This window comes from Enterobacter cloacae complex sp. IR5441, from assembly GCF_049238215.1.
In the GTDB taxonomy this organism is placed as follows: domain Bacteria; phylum Pseudomonadota; class Gammaproteobacteria; order Enterobacterales; family Enterobacteriaceae; genus Enterobacter; species Enterobacter hormaechei_C.
Map to the genome: position 1 here is coordinate 1 of NZ_JBMKIA010000047.1, position 18,017 is coordinate 18,017.

The window sequence follows — 18,017 nt, forward strand, 5'->3', positions numbered from 1 at the left end:
AACCTGTTTGACTGCTTCAGTTTTAAACTCTTCAGGATAACGCTTACCGCTCATGGGCACCTCTCTTTAAGTCATCTTAAATGACTCTGAGGTGTCTGTTAAACGCGTGGCGATTCACCAGTGACGGAGGGACCCAGTGTATGCCAGGCTATATTCTCCCATATAGGGGCAAAGAAGGTTGCTTCGGTGGTTGACCTTACTTCATAGCCACTATGAAGATAGCCGGTAGTGCCATTTATAATATCCTGGGGCAAAGAGACGGTACAGGTTGTTGAGCCAGCTGGAATACTGCATGTTGCTCCGCCAGTGATTTTTTGATCATATGGCCTAGCCTGTACATTGAACCGGATATTAGTAAGTTTTATAGGCATATCAGATGCCTTGAACAGGTTCCAGTTTACGCTGTTGAACCATGTTCCATCAGCCTTTTGTCGTTCTATGGGTGAACTTCCCCAAGCCGGACTCTTTACAGAGGCAGGATCCCAGTTGAGCCAGCTGGCATACTGACCAAGATCTCCTCCAGACCATTGATATGTATTCACAGGTCTATAGTAGTTTCCATCTAAGGCACCCTGTGGCAGCTTAACTTCCACGTAGACATAGGTGGCATCTTCGGAAAGGACCTGTACTCCGCCATAGTTATTGGTAATGCTCATGCCACCATTTCGATATGGCTTCCAGTTAGTTCTTGGGATACGTATAACCAACTTGTAGGGGTTTTCCAGCACTGTAAGGCCTCGTTTAAACGGGACGTATCCCGAAGAAATGCCGGGTACAACACTGGTGCTTACACGTGAGTCATGAACTGCAAATGGCGTAAATTCTCCCATTTGATCGTCATATAAAAACCGCTGGGGAGGAATGTTAAGCGTATTTCCTGCCAGGTCCGTAACGATGAAATTGAAGGTGAATTCTTCATCAAGATCACTTGAGGGCATGCCAGCCTGGGTGTTCATATCTTTAATCCACGGATAGAACGCACGTTTATTGGCTGTGTCATAACTCAGGTTATTGTCGGAGACCACAGAACCATTACTTCGTTTAATGACAAGACGGATCTTGGCAATTCCACTAGCATCCTCAATACCGTCTGCAAATATAGAAAACTGGCCACTACCGCCTCGGCCCAACTCCCAAAGTGGCCCAGAAAGTACCATGTCGTAACCTGCGTTTTGACTCGGATAAATACTCTTATAGCGTGGAGGAGTTGTATCAACGATGAAATGATAAGTAGATGTGCTCACTACAGTCTGGCGAATATCCAGAGTTTCATTGACTACAGTAAAGGTCCCTTCTCCGAGCGCCGGTAGAACCATATCCTTTCCATAGTATTCTGTTCCATCGGCAGCAACGATACGATCTGCAACGCTCGTTTTGGTCGAGACGGAGGAATACATAACCTTTTTATCGCTGTCTCGTGTGACCGTCACTCGCTCGTACCGATCAAGACCCGATATCAAGTTCAGAGTCAAAACACCAGCGGGATTAAGATATGTTTGTGTTGCAGGCTTAATATTCCGAACAGCCTTATTGGTATCTGTAAATGAGTAGCTAAATACCTGAGCATGTGCCGAAGATACAGTAGCAAGGGCAGTTGCAACCATGCAGCCAATTAGAGTTTTACGCATATGATGCTCCGGGAATAGGTTATAGCCTTATTCTACGGATTCAGCCTACAAGGTCCGGTCGGATAAAGTGATAATTTGCCTGTTAAAAGAGACATCAAGTGAGAAAGCAACCAACGTACAGAATGCAAAATGGCGGCAGTGCATCTGGATGACGCAAAAGTAACTTTTTGTACCCACTTTTTTGGATTTTAGCCTTCAAAATGAGTATTCAACCAATCATAAAAGTAACTTTTGATAGACGCTGCTCCTTTATGTTTGCCAATTGTGCTGATATGTTTTTAAATTCAAGGAAGCGAGATTTTAAAAGCATCTGTTGAGTCAAATTTATGTAAAATAACAGGGTAACCATCACTTCTAGGTTGAGGAAACCCAATGTTATACATGCTCTTATGCTGTTTTCTGATGCTCAACAGTACATTCGTTATGTTCAGAGCAATGTCTGCAATAAGTAAAGGATCCGCTAAAGAAAACCGGTCTGAAATATCGCTGATAGTCCTAGCAACACTTGGAATTGCATCACCATTCATTGTCGCAATGATTACTATTAATGAAAGTATGACATCTAAAACAGTAACAGATTTTTCTTTGGGTGCTCAGTGGTCCGGAATGGTTTCAGCGGTAGCGCTAATGGGGTTATATGCTCGACGCGTTTGGAAAGAGAAGAAGTCCTTATTTACTGGCGCTTTCCTGGCCTCTTCCTTAATGGCCTTTATTTTTACTGACAGCCTTGTTTTCGTATCCCAGAAGGACACCGGCGTTCTGGCTACTTTCGTACTCGATAAAAACGCTGGAGATATTGATTGTAGTCGCCCGGCTATGATTGTCCATTACAGTAAAGGTGTTCCAACGGACTGGCGTTGCCCAACCAGTATCATGTTGATGGCGTATTCTTCATATCCTTTTTTACCTTGGCCTGAGTATAGCCATGGTACCAGCCAGTCTCTTACGGTTGTTATTGATACATTTATGGAAAACGCTGTTAATCTCAGTCAAAAATAATAAATAAACCTCTCTAGTGAGAGGTTTTATAAACCTGAGCCACCAATCTAATTAACTCTATATTTTTGTTTTAGCTTTTTTAAAGGTAGACTTACCGAATAAAACAGCAATTATAGAGCAAAGGCCTGGCGTTAGGACAAAAGCTAATAATGCACTGCCAAAACTTGTCATTTCAGGCACCACGAACCAGCTGATAGGCCACGTCAGGGCAGGTAAATTTAGCGGATCATAAAGCGCATGTAGAGCGCTTAACACACAGTAAAGTGCTAAAAAGCAAACTAGATAAACAACGATCCACATTTTAATTTGCTCAGCAATTTCAAATTTAGGACTGCCCATGCTTTACCTCAGTGGCTGAATATTGATGGTTAATATCTTTAATCACCCGTAAGCACTTAGTGCATACCTTAGTTCGATTTGTCTGCTTGTCCAGAGTGTATTTAACTTCAAGTTGACCTCCAGCATTAAGCAAAGTGAGCATCTCATCTTCTAACACGCTTCGGTAAATGGTCTTGTCCGAGAGTGTGCCCGGTAACGAGTACTCAACATAATTGTTTGAAACTCTTACCGATTTAGGGATTTTACCACTGAGCTGGATTTCATTCGTTGAAGGCATTACAGTTACTTTAATCACAGTTGCCGGTGACCAGAAATCCTGATAACGCACTTTATGAATTTTATCAGCTCTAAGGCCTAACCACACATTTCCGGCGATAAGAACAATAAGCAATCCATAAACTGATCGTCGAATGTTACGCCTTTTAATCACAATGTCCCCCATCCCTCAAATATCATTCTAAATAACTGCACCAGGATATCATGAGCGTAATTAAAAGAATTCTTCATAACCGGGGTTTTCAGTTGAGTTTGCGGACTCTTTACTTTGCGGTTTCTCGCCCTCTATTTGAGTATCCCTGACAGGTTTGGATTTACCCATGCTCCTCTGAAAGGTATCCATAACAAACTCAATATCTTCTTCTGGCAGGCTGGTGGGTTGGTTGCTCATAGGACTTCCTCTTGTTGAATACGTTCGGCGTACAGGATGCGAACCGAAACGGTCGTGTTTTCAAACTCGTTCTCAAAAACGTCCATCCATTCCGTCCGGAATTCTTCCCCCAGAAGGTTATCGAGCCCCTGAAGAGATAATGGAAGAACGGCTGCTAGAGATCCCCCGGCTGCGAGATGAGATGCAGCTGCCTGGAGATGCAGCCTGGCCCGGTTATCGGCAAAAGGTGGGTTCATCACGACATAATCAAACTTCTTCTGTTGATTAGACTTAGACCATGTGAGGAAGTCAGCTTCTGTCGTATCGTATCCCTTAGCCCGGGAGATAAGGCAATTCAAAGTATCAAGCTCGATGCCAGTAACGATCACACCGGCAGGGAATGATTTAAGCAAATCCGCATGGCCAATATTAGGCTCCAGGAGGGTATCCCCTTCCCCTGCACCGAGCAGGGAATATACATATTCGCTGATTCGGCAAGATGAAGGGTAAAACTGATGCGATACAATATCAGGCATCTCCCCTATCTGGCCGATGTAACGAATAACCTCACACGGATCATAGGAAAATGTCACATCGTATTTTGTTACTGTTGCCCCTAAGAACCGAAGGGTGTCAGCGGCAACACTCGAAGATTTGCGTTCGGCGAGAGACCCTAAAGATGTCCAGCAACTCCATTTATTGTCCCCGTCATTTTTAAACATTAGTTCAGAAAGCTGCATCCGGGTATCAAAGTCGATGCACTGCTTAAGTACAGGGAATGCCTCCAAAGATTTCTTGCTATGAGCCATGCGGTCGGCAGGTAATGCCAGCGGTACGATAGCTGATAAAATATTGTTAAGCCGCTCGGCGATATCAGGGTGGACGTCAATATGCATTGATCCATTTTTGTAAACCCTGAAACGAATACTGTTGCCATCGATGCAGATCCATTTTCTGAACCCCTCATGTTCGACCAACGCCTCAACCAATGATTTGGTGTTATGGATCGCCTTCACCTGTTCGCCACGGAAGAATGCGCATATAACGCGGAGCTCGCTCAGTGGTGAAATGCCAGACTCTTTAAAATCCACCCTTAATTTCTGCCAGGGGTATTTAGACGGCTCGCAAACTCCGGTAGTGATCATGCGGGTGGAGAACCCAAAAGCTTTGTTTGTCTTATGACTGCGGCTCAGAGACTGGAAGACGTCGTAAACCCTTTCTTTAATAAATTGATTGCGGTCATTAAGCAAAGCAACGACTGTGCCTACTACAGCGTCAGCTGTGAAATCAGGGATCACCTGAGGCGGCATAATATAGCGGTCGGCCGTAAACTGCTTATCCCATTCGTTACGTTTGGCATCCGACATGATAGGCAAAACATCAGTGAGTGCCATAACGCGTTTCCAGTATTCAGATCTCAGAGCGTTTTCCGCGAACAAGGCATCCGCTTCAGAGATACTGTGGTTGTAGCCTGAGAGATAAGAATAAAGTTTCTGGTGATTGTGGGTTTTGAACTGGACAGCCATGTGTTTCAACAAGCAGAGTTCATCATTATAGGACTCAACAAGATCCGCGATAATGCCGAGCTCTTTGCGCATATCTGGAAGAAATGTTTCAGAAGAGCTAACCACCAGGCTATGAGAGGTTGTTAAAGCCAGTACGCTGTGACCTGCATTATCGGGTTTAGCTTCAGAATCAAGAGATGACATTTTACCGGTCCTTTAGAAAAAACTTTTACCAGGATAGCAACGTCGCTCTGTAACCTAATAGGTTCAGTGACACGAAAAAGTTTTTTATGTCTCTGAATAAAACTTAAAGATGTCAACTCATAGAAAGAAGCAAAAAAAAAGCCCCGCATAAACGGGGCAAGAACGATACATGGAGGTTTAAAAAAGGCGGGCAAAAAGCCTGAATCCTTAATGACTCTGACAAAACCAACACTTTGCCAAAAGTAAATTATTCTGCGTCCGGCTGTGGGTCAGTATCCTGATCGGTCTCTTCCCCTGCCTTCTTAGCATTTTTTTTACGTGGGTATTTTGGCTTCTCACCATTAAGTTTTGCCTGACGATTCTCCGCACGGCGAAGCTGCTTGTTCTCTGATTCTGTGATCTCTTTTGAAAGATTTCTCAGCATCTCCAGAGTACTGCGGTTCAACGTAATGTTGATTTCTTCGTCAGCACTTGAATCTGTCATCTCCGGCAATTCAATATCCCCCAGTTTCTGTAATAAGCTGGTGGTGATGAGTTTGACGCCTTCTACGGCTTTTGTGGCAATAACCGGCGGAATCCGTGCTGGCTTGAAGTCTGAAGGTCTGACTCGTACCTGACCATGTTGGGTTTTTTTCACCGTGATGCCATTCGCATCGGCCTGCTCAAGTTCCGCGATCATCTTCTTGATACGTGAAATTGCTTCTGTTTCACCGAGCTCATCGATCAGTGAAAGCACGTTAACATACGAAATAGCGTCAGCATGAATCCATTTCTTGATAACAACAGAACAGGTTGTCAGGCGGATAAGAGAACTGATGGTCGTCGGGCTTTTATTTTCACGTTGAGCAATTCGTTCGAGTGACCAGCCAGCAAGAGAATGTAGGCGACGATAGGACTCGCCAAGCGCAACAGGAGAAAGCGCAAGACCACGGTTACCATCAATGGTCGCGAGCTCACAGCCAATTTCATCTTCTTTAATCTCAACGCAAAGGATTGTGATGTCATGATCTTCATCACATGCCATCATTGCGGCTTTTAAACGGCAGTGCCCCTGGCGAACAAAAGGTACCCCATCAATGACACGTACTCGGATAGGGTCTACATAGTCACCTCGAATGTAGGCATTCTTGATGTTGTAGATGTGTTCTTCAACCTCAGGGAGCTTATAGTAATCGTCACCCATTCCCATTTCGCGGGAGTTGAAGCCTGGCGTGACCTGAATTACTGAAGGGTGGATAGCCCATGCTTTCTGGTCACTTACTTCAGTACAAAGTTCAGGGTTTGCATCACGGAACTGTTTAAGCCCAGTGACGTAACGACCTGTGCCAGTAACTACTGAAAAGGCAACATGGGCCGTTTTAAAGACCTTGTCATTAGCTTGCTGTGTAGGTTCTGTCAGTAAAACACTCATAGGGGCTCCGTTACATTTTTCTGCTTACTTTCTGCGTAGCGGGGATACTACCGAAAAAAAAATCCATAATTTTTCGCAAAAAAGGTACTTTTTGAGCCTATTCTGATTTTTCACAAAAAAAGAGGGCTCCCCATTTCTTGTGATGGCATCAAAATCGCTTCATAAACAAAGACATAAATCCAAAACATAAAGTTCAGGTATCAGTGAGGAAAAATCTTATAAATCCGCAATGCTGAAAGTCAAAACTGTGCGTCTTAAACAACTTTTTTTTGCTCCCTAAGTTATTAGTTAAAGCCCGTGGTTAGGTACGATACCAGCACCTAAATTTCTCTCTCAGGTATAGACACTTTGACTCGACATCTCAGACACATGCCGATAATCAAATGGGCTGGTGGAAAAACGAAACTGATGCCTTTCATCAGCCATCACTACCCACACGATCATAGTTGCCGGTGGGTAGAACCCTTTATAGGCGGTGGTGCCGTTTTTCTGAACATGTTTGCACAAAATGCATTGCTTGCAGATAGCAATCCAGACTTGATCAACCTATACAGGACTATTCAAAGACAGAAAACTAACTTTATAAATCAGGTCCAAAACCTAGCGGATAAAACCTTTGTCGAAAAGGACTACTATGAGATGAGGGACCGTTTCAACAAAACCTGTATTTCTGGTCAACCGCTTCAAAGAGCGGCTTTGTTTTACTCCCTGAATCGCCTGGGCTATAACGGTATGTGCCGCTATAACTCAGAAAGAATCTATTCAGTGCCCTGGGGGAAACATACAGAACTGAAGCTTGACTTCAATAAAATAGACTACCTTTCATTTCGTCTTTCAGGTATTGAACTGATCACCGCTGGTTTTGAGGAGACTCTGGCCGCAACCGGCGAAGGAGATCAGATTTATTGTGATCCGCCATATGACAAAACAAGCAAAACTAGTTTTGTCAGTTACGATGGTAAACCGTTCAGCCAAAGCGACCACGTGCTGTTAGCAAATATGCTCGTTGACGCTCACAGAAAAGGCGCTGCTGTTGCGATATCAAATAGCCTGACACCATTCACTTTGGGCCTCTATGAAGAGCGTGGATTCGTCATACACAGACTCAGCGCTTACCGATCCGTAGGAAGTAAGCCAAATACACGGAAAACGGAAACAGAAATACTGGCCGTGCTGAAATAGAGTTAATTCTAATCAACGGGGCTAATCCATTCCTGAAAAGTTAATACCTCAGGGTGAGTTCGTTGAACATAAGGTATAAACTGAAGCTCTTCTATTCTCCGGTCGCCCCTCTTTCCTTCGCAAATAAATGAAATGAGTCCTTGCTGAGAAAGCCCAGTAAGGACGCTCATAAGTCTTATATTTAGAGTTTTAAGCTGTAAGTCGTTATTAATGTCCTCCACTTTATGAGAGCTCTGGCCTGAACGTTTAAGATACTCGTAAACCATGAAATTCGAATTTCGTCGTTTTAACAATTTTTCGGTTATGCATTCCTGAATGAAACCGCCAAGAGCATCTAAAAGCGGACTGAGAACTACCGGGAAAGTTAATGTGTAACTTTGAGAAGTTTTAGACAAAGTAAATGAATTTAGAAAGCTAAAGTTAAGTCTCTTTTTTGAATATGGAGCGTAAGCGACAAGAGTAGTTGACATAACAGTAAGTAAAGCTTCAAGATGTTCCACTGTTATTAATGTGGTTTTATCTGTATTTCTTAGATTATGGAAATCAATAAACGCTACTCTTGAACGGCTAAGCCAATCTTGTACTTTAATGTCGATAGAAAATTGCGATATATGATTTGAACATTCATTTTGGTTGATAGGGCATGCAGACGAAAGATGGTTATGGATTATCATGCATAGCACAAAAAAAGGAAATCGGCAGGCTGTGGGGCATTGAAAACCGGTTAAAGAAAGCTTAGACGTTTCATATGCGCTTACCGGAAAAGTAACTTTTCTTAACGTTGGCTTTGACGATGTTCTTGCATTTTTACAAATGAAACCGAGACCCAGATCATTGTGCATTTTAAAGTCCATCTCCATCATCACCTTTTAGCCTTAACTGTATGGTATTGGTATACAAAAAATTAAAAATTATAATTAATAAGATTATCATTTTTTTACTATTGAAAAGGTTGTGATAGAGGGGAATTTAAATGTAAAAGATTTATACTCGCAGATCTTTATGAGGGATAAAACCCATTGCGTAAGCAACAATATTACGTGAGTGAGTCCTAACGACAGTTTAAGTCTTGGCTCTATATTTAAGCAGTAAAACATTTAACTGTCTTGGAGTTTACTTAACTTAAAAACTGTTATTGCAGCATAATTTTTCGAATCAAAATCATAGAATTTTCTGACTTTTCCAGTCAAATGATAACGTTCACCCAATAAAATGTGATCCTGTTTATCGGCCGTTAAAGCGATCCCGTCATTTCTAACTTTACCAGTAAATGTAAAAAAATAACTCCCTTTACTTTTTGCGTACGCGGCCCTGACTTCAGTAAATGTTAGTTCAATGCTTATGACCTGGCCGATATTGTAGCTATGTTTTAAAAATTCTTGTTCATTTTCCGGAGTTTCAGACAACATCACATCAAAGGTTGTAAAGAAACAATCCAGCTGGCGTTCTGTCAAAAAACGGTTATTGTCTAGTTGCGCCAATATACTATTAGAAAACTTAGTGTTAGCCTTTTTTGCTTTCTCAATAAGTACGTGGTTTCTGGATTTCCATGCTTCGAGTGTTGGGTTAACACGCAGTTCCGGAATGTTATCGAGAAAGGTAATTGGCTCTAGTACCACTAATTTTTCAATAATGGGTCCAACTGTTTGCACCCCATGACACTTTTCACATACATCAGCCCCTTTGTGGCCTGTGCCCGCACATTCGTTACATTCTCTTTCGATAGGTGCATAATAATTTCCATCTCCGTTAAGGGATACATTCACTGAGGCTGGTACCATATGACCATCAAGAGTAAAGAAAAGAGATTTCATTTTCGAAACACCTCCAAACGTGCCTCTACGATTGCTACAGCTTCTTTCACAGTTTTTTCATAGTGGTCATGCCCTTCAGGAAATTGGTCAAAACGTTTACCGTGTTCTAACTCTTCCATGTTGCGTTTAAGGACTTCATGAGTTAGAAGCAAATCATTATAATTATCGATAAGAGTCAGCTTTATAGGTTTAATCACTCAACTAATCCTCGGGTTTTTATTCCTTAAGGAGATCTCGAATTTCCAGAAGCTCTTCTAATTTTGGTTTAGAAAGAATGATTGCTGTATTTTCGTCGTTAAGTAAAGACAATAAAATATTTAGCTTTTCATCATTCAAGATTATTTGAACACCATCATCAGAAAATATTACATTTTTACTATCAACATTTTTGAACAAGTGTGCACTATCTCTACCAAATTTTAGTTCTGTTTGAGTATTCGTTATAGATTCCGTATGTGTACTTTCCACAAGCTCAAGAAATTCAGATTTTAGCCGTTCTGTTTTCTTATGCGAGAGGCGCTTAATACCCAAAGTCTTACGTGTGACTGCCGAATTTTTCTTTTCTGGTCCGCCTTTATTTAAGGTGTCTGGTCCTGCTCCAGCTGCATTGTGTTCAGGTATGCCTACAATTTTGCTCGTTGTAGTCTCAATATTCTTAACGCCAGGTAAGAAACCTTCTATATGTTTTAAAACCATTTTGTGATCGTTGGAATATTTTAACATTATTTCAATGGCGAGCGTTTTTTTGATTAGATTTAGGCTAATCAAACGTTGAAGCTCTAATGGCATATCAAGGATTTTTAGCATATTACGAATTGCGGTAGTTGATCGTTGATATCGCATTGCTAGTTCTTCAACCGAATACCCGAGACTAACAGCATGAGCTAATGCATGAGCTTGCCCAACCGGATTTAGCCCATTGCTTCTGTTACCATCGAGGTTCTCAAGGTATTCTTCAATTTCGTTTTTATAATCGATTAAGATAACAGATAATTTTGGAATATTAGCACCTTCAGAAATTGCTAATTTTAAGCCATGAAAACGAGTATGACCTTGACGAACTAAATATTTACCTTTTCTTTTTACGACCTTGATCATATCAACCTGCCTTCCTTCCTTAAAGGCTTGTTTGATTGACACAATCATCGATTTGACAGGTTCTTGTTCGTAACACAAATCTCCGATTACCGCCTCTCGGGGATTAAATCCCTTTTCAATTTCAACTAGATTAGTATCCACTTCAATGACTGTATGTTTGCTGTTGTTCATATCTTCCTCCTGTTTACTACATGATACATGAACCTCAAATTTGCCAAATAGGGCTGATACATCTAAAAGGTAAACTCAAAAAATTTGCTTAATAAAATTAAAATAAAAACTGTCTTGAATAAAACAATGATAGTAAACCCACTTTCATTTCCGTTTGCGATCTGTAGATATTGATAAAGGAGCGCTATTCCTTGTTTTATATGGACTTATCATTGTTTTCAACAGGTTAGATCAATTCTTTAGATCACTAAAGATCAATAGAGTTCAAGTAAAGATCACGGCATCTTTAACTCATTGATTATAGTAACTTTATGAAAGGATCCGGCATTCGGATGCATGCGAAAAGCATTTGAATGAATAAGGAAGGCATTTACTGGAATGCTTATGGCATTTAGGTAAATGCGTAAAAAGCATTTGCAAGAATATGTTATAAACAGTTTGCCAAATGAAAATCTTATCACCGACGAGTTAAGTTAATGATTAAAAACAACGAGTTAATCCATCCTTTTGACGTAACCAGTAATGAATCAGGTAAGACTTATCAACTGACGCCTAACTCGTCCAAGTCGGTTCAGCCCGTGGCCCTGCTGAGATTGAGTGTATTTACCCCTGTCGGCACAAAAGAAAACCGCGACCGAAACTTTGAAGTTGATGCCTCTGATGAGCTTTCGTGTATGGAAATTGCAAGATCGGAGGGTTATGACGACATCAAGATAACTGGTGTCAAACTATCTATGTCTACCGACTTTAAGTGCTGGCTCGGGATCATCATGGCTTTCAGTAAATATGGTTTTACTTCCGAGAAGATTAGCCTGACTTTTAACGAGTTTGCGAAGATGTGTGGTATCAGTTCAACAAACATCAACAAACGAACTCGTGCGCGCTTTAAAGAGTCATTAATGAACCTTGCATCGGTAGTGCTTGCCTTCTCAGACTCTCGTAGTGGTCGGTTCACAGTAACGCATCTGGTGCAGAAGGCTATGATTGATCCAAAAAGCGATACTGTTGAGCTGGTTGGGGATCCTTCTATGTGGGAACTGTATCGTTACGACCATAAGACATTGTTAAGCCTTCAGGTTCTATACATTTTGGCTAAAAAAGAAGCTGCGCAATCTCTCTATATTTATTTTGAAGCAATGCCAGCTGGTACGTTGTTCGTTAATATGAAACGGTTGAGGGAAAGGTTGCTTCTTACAACCCCTATTCGTACGCAAAACCAGATAATTCGTAAAGCAATGCGGGAACTTGAATCTATCGGATATCTCGATTATCAAGAAGTTAAGAAAGGTCGCGACATACAATTTCAGATCTTCAAAAGAAGCCCTAAGCTGGCCCTTGCCAAACAAGGTTGAAAGCTATCTGGTATGCACTGGTTATAACCTGCTGAAAAATAAGTTATTTATCAGTGCTATGCTTAGTGCTTCTTTTACTACTGGTCTTACATCTCGGCTTAATGTGCAAAAAAGTAACTTTTCAAACGAACTCCTGACTATTCATCTGTATGCCTTTCTGACTCAAGCGTACATGCTAGCCCATTCATTAAATGCCGTTGAGCAAGATGGTTTCGTGCGCACTCTATTCACGTGAATGCCTTTTGTGGATTACGCCTCTTACATTCATACAAATGCTTTTGATGTCGGTATCCCAAAAATTCATTCATTGAAATGCTTTTGTTTGCCACTGTATCCCGAGCATAGCTATGCAGTGGTATAAAAAGGCATTTTGGTGAATGGCATTAGGTCGAATGACACACAGTTCAGCTTTGTTAAGAGCGAGAATGGTCCAAGACATCTATGACATTGGGCATCAGAAGGACTATGTGCTTGATATGAGATCAAAAAAATATCAGAAGCATCACAACTCCAATGGCATTCAAAGAAATGCCTTTGTTTTGTTAGTACACCAAACAACCCAAAATTCATGCAGTTATATCAAAGACTCATTCGCAAAAGGACTCAGCCAGAAAGCATTTGCTTAAATAGCATTGGCCAAAAGCATTCGAATGAATGATGTTCGTATGGACAAGACAAAGTCCCACTCACGCCCAGAGGTGTAAAAGGCATTTAGATGAATGACGCACCGGCCCGAGGATTGTATGTAGTTTCTCCAACTGATAGTTGCCGAACCAGGGAGCACAGTGATATGCGGCCTTCTCAGAATCAAGAGATAGATAATAAGGGAACAAAAAAGATTAGATATGAAGCTTAGTTACCTGCCCGATATCTAGTTAGAGCTTTTCAAACCATCAAAAGTGACTTTTATGCTTGAGGAGTCTCATCAGCTTCAGGATTGAGCTTAACGTAATCTTACCCCCTCCCCTCTTTCAAACTTTTACTAAGCGTTCACTGGTACCTTTCAAAGATTATGCTTTAGGCCCTTTGCTTAAAAATTCACCAATCGCTAAACGTTAAAAAAAGGGGGTTTATGCGAACGGAAGGATCGGAATAAAAAAGTATTATTCATTCGCGTTTACGTGAACTCAAATCTACACGGAGTAATTATGGAACTTTCTTTAAATATTGGCCTTAGTGAAAAGAAATCTAACACGGCTGCACTTTTTAAAACAAAAAGCGCAAAAGTGATTTTGTTTGTTCTGCTGACCGTGCTTTTTTGCGGTCTGGCATATGCGGGTTCAGATGATGGGGCACTGGGAGATATTTGGTCATACATGAGTGAAAGTATGACTGGAGCTCCGGGCAAAATTCTGGCAGCCGCGATGTTGATCTCAAGCGTATATTTCTCTGTCCTTAAGCCTAACCCGGGCCTGGCACTGGTTTCATTATTCATGATGCTGGTAATGGCCAACGGCGAGAAAATTATCAGCACCTTTATGGATGCTGGCGTACCGCTGTAATTTATTGTTAATCATGCATGAGGGGGTTCATCCCCCTCTCTGGATTTTTAATGAGTAAGCAGAACGACGTTCCTCAGCATACCTATAGATTCCCTTTCAGGATCAACATGCCTCTACTGATTTTGTTTTGGGATGCCAAAAAATTAGGGCTTGCATTCATTCTGGTTGCATTTGGGAATATCTTCGAATGCTTCGGGTTTTCTGTTGTAGCAGCGGTTGTGTATTGGATTGCGTATAACAAAGCAGCTGAGTCAGGAATAAGAGGATTGCTAAAACACAAACTCTGGTGGCTCGGTTTTTTGCCAGGTAAAGCAGTTTTTAGTAGCCGTTATTTCAACGATCCATTTATCAGAGATTTGTATTCTTGATGGAGCTATGAATGAAAATGCTAAGTGGCATTAACATCCCTTTTTTCAAAAAATCTAAAAAGGATGAAAACGGTGATCTTGAACAGTCATACGTAAAGAAAGATGAAAGTGCTAAGGGACGTTTTTTGGACATTAAAAAACGATTTAGCCCACAAGCTGAAGCGTCAGGTGCTGGAATTACATACAGCGCCCTGATTAATCGTGATACAAAACTTATCCGCATTAATACTGTTTCAATAGCCGTCATTGGGTTATTGGTTGCAAAGATTCTTTTTTTCACTGACCCAGTGACGATTGTTACCCCTCCAAACATGAATGAAGAGATCACGGTTGTTGGTAACAAAGCATCGGAATCTTATAAAACACAATGGGCTCTCTTTTTTAGTACCCTTTTAGGGAATATTAATCCAACTAATATTTCCTTTGTGACGGCCTATGTCCTCGATGCCCTTTCACCTGAACTACAGGCTAAAACGAGTGAGTCTTTACAGGAGCAGATAAATATCATGCAGGCTCGTGGTGTTGAGCAGACCTTTAAGCCTAATGATATTTACTTTGATCCAAAAAATGACATGGTCTATGTCTGGGGTACCAAAACGACTCGACTTGTAAATGTTCCGGACAAAACTGAATCATCGAAATGGACTTATGAATGGGTTCTCGGGATGAAAAATGGTCGCCCAAGAATTGCATATGTAAATCAATATTCCGGAACACCGAATATTAAAAAAATTACGATAAACGGCAAAGAGCAACTGGCAACGCTGGATAATCCGCCACCGTCTACAGGTAACAAGTGATGATTAAAAAAAAGGGCTTAGGCTTCAACGCAATTACAGCATTGATCATGCTCACGACTTCGAACTGCGTAATCGCTGAAGAATACCAATTGCCAGCAACAATTAATAACCCGGTTGTAATGCCAGTTGGTGCTGACGGATTTCAGAATGGAGCTGCAAAAGCCATTATTCCGGGTCAAGCTGGTTCTGAACAGTCAGGTGCACAAACAAACCTTAGTGAAGCCGGTAATGCGCAGGGACAAAAACCTACAACTGATCTCCCTACCGTGCAACTTTCCCCAGCCAGCAATGCTTCGCCTGCGGTAAGCGCTATTACTGGAGCATTATCAAATAATCCTAGTCTCCCCGGATTTGACGCACAGACCCGATCTGGTGCAATTGATAGCTATGGGAGACCAACAGGTACCTCTTCCCAGCAGAATGCAACCAATGCGACCGCCACGTCAAAAGCCGATGAACTTTATGTCGAAGCTCGTAACCGATATAAAGAAGTTCAGCGTGTAAATGTGCCGCCTGGTGGGAATGTGGTACTGCCAGTTTCACGAGGACTTCAAAACAGAATATCGACCAGCTTCAAGAATGCTTCTGTCAGTACTTCTACCCCTGCTGAAGAGGCAAGCATATTTGTTAATGGTGGCGATGTCTTTATTTCAACTAATACCGATAAACCAATCGGGATTATGTTGTCTGAAGATCAGGTACCTGAATCGACCTATAACCTGACCCTGGTACCGCTTGATGTTCCCGGTGCGATGATTTCAGTTACTACATCTTTAAGCCCATCTATGCAAGCCAAACGTGAAACCTCATTGGATAAGCAAAACTATGAGGAAATGTTGGCCCGCTCCCAGTCAGAAGAACTGGCTCCAACGGATCCAAAACAAGACGATCATAAACAAAGAATCATTGATTTATTGACTCCTGTGGCTCTTGGTGAGGTCCCTTCAGGATTCAGTTTACAACAGGACCGACTTTCTCGTATTCCTGCGCCAGAGCAGTCACCATGTAACTTTAATATGTATGCAAAGCTCGGTCAGAGACTGGTTGGCTCACGTGAACTTATTGATGTAATTCTTGTGAAAAACGATAAACCATACGGTCAAATCGTTGCTGATCAGCAGTGTATGGCAGAAGGCGTTATTGCAAGTGCTTTATTTGATAAAGCATACCTGCAACCGGGAGAAGAAACAGAGCTTTACATAGTCCGGGATAAATTGTTCAAGGAACGCGAGGCCCGGGTTACAACCAGACCAAGTCTAATCAGAAAATAATATGGGAAAAGTTACTTTGCCTGCTCTGCTTGGGGCCACCGTGATTGGTTTTGTCGTATTTGCTTTAACCAGCTTTTACTACAGGTCAGAATATATACCAAAAAGGAGTGTATTAATCGTTCCGGACGCACCCATTAGTATCGAAGATGGCAGTAACGCTTTTCCCGTTCAGACAGTAATAATGAACGATCCAACTCTTATTGATAAATTTGTAGGAGAGGGCAATATTAATGAGGAGAATGCTTTTGACTATCACAAAAGTAACGTTTTGGAACCTAATTACAAACATGAAATATCTAGAACGAGCCAGATAGATAAAGCTGAAATGAATCATCCATCTGTTCGTGAAAACTGGGCCAGAGCAGGTGAACCCTATATCGTTCCTCAGATGTCTGACAGCGAACGAAATCTAAAAATTAAACGATTCCAGAAACCTACAAGTGGAGCTAATCATGGACATTAAAAAGGCCTGGGAAAATAAGACCGTCAGACTTTCTGTTATTGGCGCTCTGCTGGTAGTGATTGTTTATATTATTAGCCAGTCTATTTTTTCCACACCAGTTAAGAAAGAAAAGAAAACACAGAAAAAAGACATGCAGACCAATTTGTTGTTAGATGATTCGCAAATGAACAAATTGAGTAATGAAGAAAGCCAGAAAGTATATAAAGAAATGGTTAAGCAAAACCGACTTGACCAAAATGCGGCGAAAGAGGACCGCGAAAAAGCAGAAAAAGCCCAACAGGAAACTAAAGCCCAAGTTGCAAGTTTAACTTCTCAACTTCAGCAGCTGTCTCAGCAAATTAATGATATGCAGACAAATCGAAACGGCAATCGTAACTTGGATGCTGGTAGTTCGCGTAAAACGATTAATGAGCAGGCACCGGCAGCTCCTTATCAGCTTAATGCTAATGCGCCGATTAATGGCGTAAACCCTAATTACGCTTCTATCACACCTACGCGTAATAGCCCAATGAGAACAATCACACAAAGTTCCATTAAGACTAATGGTACCGATGGTGTCATTCAGGTTATGCCCGTGTCTGAAAACAGAATCAAGGAAGGCAGAGAGGTCATTGCAGGAGATAAAGCGCCAACTCGGACTGTACGAGGTGATGGTACTGCGCCAGTTGATAGCAAAGCGCGGCATGCTGCCCGAAAAGATGAAATGTTTCTTCCGGCAACATCTATTATCACTGGTGTTCTGATTACCGGGCTTGAAGCGCCTACAAGCCTTTCTTCCAAATCAGAACCAATGCCAGTAACGATGCGTATTAAAAAAGATGTCATCATGCCCAATAATTTCACCATGGATTTGCGTGACTGTAACCTTCTGGGTTCAGCTGTTGGTGATCTGGCGTCACAGCGTGCTTACATACGTGCCACTTCTATCTCTTGTGTTAATTCAAAAGGGAAAGCTTTTGACGTAAAACTGGAAGCATATGCTGTAAGTGAAAATGACGGAAAAAATGGGATCCGAGGCACGCTTATCAGCCGAAATGGTAACGCAATTGCAGGAGCTGCATTTGCCGGTGGACTTTCTTCACTTGCCGGTAGCTTAAGTCCCAGTAAGGTATCTTCACTTAACATCGACCCTAATTCACAGGCTCAGTACTGATGAATCCCCTAATGATTTTGGTAAAAATCATTAAGTTAAGGTGGATACACATCTTGTCATATGATCAAATGGTTTCGCGAAAAATCAATAATCAGACAACAAGATGTGCGA

18 protein-coding genes and 1 pseudogene are annotated in these 18,017 nt (G+C 41.7%); 9 read left to right on the top strand and 10 right to left on the bottom strand.

From position 1 onward, the window contains the following. Positions 1–98: 98 nt before the first annotated feature. On the bottom strand, positions 99–1,628 hold the full coding sequence (locus tag ACOTX5_RS24335) for an Ig-like domain repeat protein (protein ID WP_234101289.1): 1,530 nt from the start codon (positions 1,626–1,628) through the stop codon (positions 99–101). Between the two features lie 372 nt (positions 1,629–2,000). Between ACOTX5_RS24335 and ACOTX5_RS24340 the strand changes: the two genes are divergently transcribed. Further along, a complete protein-coding gene (locus tag ACOTX5_RS24340; RefSeq protein ID WP_000966518.1) occupies positions 2,001–2,627 on the top strand; it encodes a hypothetical protein in 627 nt (208 codons plus the stop codon). A gap of 57 nt (positions 2,628–2,684) precedes the next feature. Here the strand turns inward: ACOTX5_RS24340 and ACOTX5_RS24345 are convergent, their stop codons facing one another. The 5 genes from ACOTX5_RS24345 to ACOTX5_RS24365 all read right to left on the bottom strand — a co-directional run bounded on the left by ACOTX5_RS24345 (position 2,685) and on the right by ACOTX5_RS24365 (position 6,732). After that, the gene (locus tag ACOTX5_RS24345; RefSeq protein ID WP_000535423.1) at positions 2,685–2,966 is read right to left on the bottom strand and encodes a hypothetical protein; all 282 of its coding nucleotides are present in this window, start codon (positions 2,964–2,966) and stop codon (positions 2,685–2,687) included. Next, entirely contained in the window at positions 2,953–3,396 is a 444-nt protein-coding gene (locus ACOTX5_RS24350; protein WP_001805248.1) for a hypothetical protein, read from the bottom strand. Before ACOTX5_RS24350 ends, ACOTX5_RS24345 begins: the two co-directional genes overlap by 14 nt. A gap of 60 nt (positions 3,397–3,456) precedes the next feature. Next, positions 3,457–3,633 (bottom strand): hypothetical protein, encoded by a 177-nt coding sequence (locus tag ACOTX5_RS24355; protein WP_000070862.1) that lies wholly within the window; start codon positions 3,631–3,633, stop codon positions 3,457–3,459. After that, positions 3,630–5,321 (bottom strand): DUF4942 domain-containing protein, encoded by a 1,692-nt coding sequence (locus ACOTX5_RS24360; protein ID WP_000096325.1) that lies wholly within the window; start codon positions 5,319–5,321, stop codon positions 3,630–3,632. The genes ACOTX5_RS24355 and ACOTX5_RS24360 overlap by 4 nt, the downstream gene beginning before the upstream one ends. Positions 5,322–5,568: 247 nt before the next feature. Then, the gene (locus ACOTX5_RS24365) at positions 5,569–6,732 is read right to left on the bottom strand and encodes a hypothetical protein (protein ID WP_000114860.1); all 1,164 of its coding nucleotides are present in this window, start codon (positions 6,730–6,732) and stop codon (positions 5,569–5,571) included. 369 nt (positions 6,733–7,101) lie between these two features. Here ACOTX5_RS24365 and ACOTX5_RS24370 point away from each other — a divergent pair, with 369 nt between their 5' ends. After that, complete coding sequence (locus ACOTX5_RS24370) at positions 7,102–7,914, top strand: DNA adenine methylase (protein WP_001121574.1); 813 nt, start codon at positions 7,102–7,104, stop codon at positions 7,912–7,914. 8 nt (positions 7,915–7,922) lie between these two features. On the opposite strand, the gene ACOTX5_RS24375 is transcribed toward ACOTX5_RS24370, so the two are convergent. The 4 genes from ACOTX5_RS24375 to ACOTX5_RS24390 all read right to left on the bottom strand — a co-directional run bounded on the left by ACOTX5_RS24375 (position 7,923) and on the right by ACOTX5_RS24390 (position 10,997). Continuing rightward, positions 7,923–8,777, bottom strand: coding sequence for a hypothetical protein (locus ACOTX5_RS24375; protein WP_000970401.1), 855 nt, complete (start codon positions 8,775–8,777; stop codon positions 7,923–7,925). A 234-nt stretch (positions 8,778–9,011) separates the two neighbouring features. Further along, positions 9,012–9,728: a zinc finger-like domain-containing protein gene (locus ACOTX5_RS24380; protein WP_234101283.1), complete on the bottom strand. Its 717-nt coding sequence runs from the start codon at positions 9,726–9,728 to the stop codon at positions 9,012–9,014. Beyond that, positions 9,725–9,925, bottom strand: a complete 201-nt coding sequence (locus tag ACOTX5_RS24385; protein ID WP_000594930.1) for a hypothetical protein — start codon at positions 9,923–9,925, stop codon at positions 9,725–9,727. The genes ACOTX5_RS24380 and ACOTX5_RS24385 overlap by 4 nt, the downstream gene beginning before the upstream one ends. Before the next feature lie 19 nt (positions 9,926–9,944). After that, a complete protein-coding gene (locus tag ACOTX5_RS24390) occupies positions 9,945–10,997 on the bottom strand; it encodes a hypothetical protein (RefSeq protein WP_001065778.1) in 1,053 nt (350 codons plus the stop codon). Positions 10,998–11,473: 476 nt separating this feature from the next. On the opposite strand from ACOTX5_RS24390, the gene ACOTX5_RS24395 reads away from it, so the two are divergent. The 7 genes and pseudogenes from ACOTX5_RS24395 to ACOTX5_RS24425 all read left to right on the top strand — a co-directional run. After that, positions 11,474–12,349 carry a RepB family plasmid replication initiator protein gene (locus tag ACOTX5_RS24395; RefSeq protein ID WP_000594611.1) on the top strand — a complete coding sequence of 292 codons (876 nt, stop codon included), beginning with the start codon at positions 11,474–11,476 and terminating at the stop codon, positions 12,347–12,349. 1,148 nt (positions 12,350–13,497) lie between these two features. Next, positions 13,498–13,851, top strand: a complete 354-nt coding sequence (locus ACOTX5_RS24400; RefSeq protein WP_000423602.1) for a hypothetical protein — start codon at positions 13,498–13,500, stop codon at positions 13,849–13,851. Positions 13,852–13,868: 17 nt separating this feature from the next. Beyond that, positions 13,869–14,219: a type IV conjugative transfer system protein TraL gene (locus ACOTX5_RS24405; protein ID WP_001447770.1), complete on the top strand. Its 351-nt coding sequence runs from the start codon at positions 13,869–13,871 to the stop codon at positions 14,217–14,219. 11 nt (positions 14,220–14,230) lie between these two features. Further along, the gene (locus ACOTX5_RS24410) at positions 14,231–15,019 is read left to right on the top strand and encodes a TraE/TraK family type IV conjugative transfer system protein (protein WP_000783153.1); all 789 of its coding nucleotides are present in this window, start codon (positions 14,231–14,233) and stop codon (positions 15,017–15,019) included. Next, positions 15,019–16,290 carry a TraK domain-containing protein gene (locus ACOTX5_RS24415; RefSeq protein WP_000592092.1) on the top strand — a complete coding sequence of 424 codons (1,272 nt, stop codon included), beginning with the start codon at positions 15,019–15,021 and terminating at the stop codon, positions 16,288–16,290. Before ACOTX5_RS24410 ends, ACOTX5_RS24415 begins: the two co-directional genes overlap by 1 nt. 1 nt (position 16,291) lies before the next feature. After that, entirely contained in the window at positions 16,292–16,753 is a 462-nt protein-coding gene (gene htdO, locus ACOTX5_RS24420; protein ID WP_000521242.1) for a plasmid transfer protein HtdO, read from the top strand. Further along, positions 16,743–17,903 (top strand): annotated as a pseudogene (locus ACOTX5_RS24425) (TraB/VirB10 family protein); the annotation flags it as partial. The gene htdO and the pseudogene ACOTX5_RS24425, both read left to right, overlap by 11 nt. Positions 17,904–18,017 lie beyond the last annotated feature (114 nt).

Excerpts from the sequence above, each read along its gene's own strand:
- ACOTX5_RS24335 (WP_234101289.1), bottom strand. The coding sequence starts at position 1,628 with ATGCGTAAAACTCTAATTGGCTGCATGGTTGCAACTGCCCTTGCTACT.
- ACOTX5_RS24340 (WP_000966518.1), top strand. The coding sequence starts at position 2,001 with ATGTTATACATGCTCTTATGCTGTTTTCTGATGCTCAACAGTACATTC.
- ACOTX5_RS24345 (WP_000535423.1), bottom strand. The coding sequence starts at position 2,966 with ATGGGCAGTCCTAAATTTGAAATTGCTGAGCAAATTAAAATGTGGATC.
- ACOTX5_RS24355 (WP_000070862.1), bottom strand. The coding sequence starts at position 3,633 with ATGAGCAACCAACCCACCAGCCTGCCAGAAGAAGATATTGAGTTTGTT.
- ACOTX5_RS24360 (WP_000096325.1), bottom strand. The coding sequence starts at position 5,321 with ATGTCATCTCTTGATTCTGAAGCTAAACCCGATAATGCAGGTCACAGC.
- ACOTX5_RS24365 (WP_000114860.1), bottom strand. The coding sequence starts at position 6,732 with ATGAGTGTTTTACTGACAGAACCTACACAGCAAGCTAATGACAAGGTC.
- ACOTX5_RS24370 (WP_001121574.1), top strand. The coding sequence starts at position 7,102 with ATGCCGATAATCAAATGGGCTGGTGGAAAAACGAAACTGATGCCTTTC.
- ACOTX5_RS24375 (WP_000970401.1), bottom strand. The coding sequence starts at position 8,777 with ATGATGGAGATGGACTTTAAAATGCACAATGATCTGGGTCTCGGTTTC.
- ACOTX5_RS24380 (WP_234101283.1), bottom strand. The coding sequence starts at position 9,728 with ATGAAATCTCTTTTCTTTACTCTTGATGGTCATATGGTACCAGCCTCA.
- ACOTX5_RS24390 (WP_001065778.1), bottom strand. The coding sequence starts at position 10,997 with ATGAACAACAGCAAACATACAGTCATTGAAGTGGATACTAATCTAGTT.
- ACOTX5_RS24395 (WP_000594611.1), top strand. The coding sequence starts at position 11,474 with ATGATTAAAAACAACGAGTTAATCCATCCTTTTGACGTAACCAGTAAT.
- ACOTX5_RS24400 (WP_000423602.1), top strand. The coding sequence starts at position 13,498 with ATGGAACTTTCTTTAAATATTGGCCTTAGTGAAAAGAAATCTAACACG.
- ACOTX5_RS24405 (WP_001447770.1), top strand. The coding sequence starts at position 13,869 with ATGAGGGGGTTCATCCCCCTCTCTGGATTTTTAATGAGTAAGCAGAAC.
- ACOTX5_RS24410 (WP_000783153.1), top strand. The coding sequence starts at position 14,231 with ATGAAAATGCTAAGTGGCATTAACATCCCTTTTTTCAAAAAATCTAAA.
- ACOTX5_RS24415 (WP_000592092.1), top strand. The coding sequence starts at position 15,019 with ATGATTAAAAAAAAGGGCTTAGGCTTCAACGCAATTACAGCATTGATC.
- htdO (WP_000521242.1), top strand. The coding sequence starts at position 16,292 with ATGGGAAAAGTTACTTTGCCTGCTCTGCTTGGGGCCACCGTGATTGGT.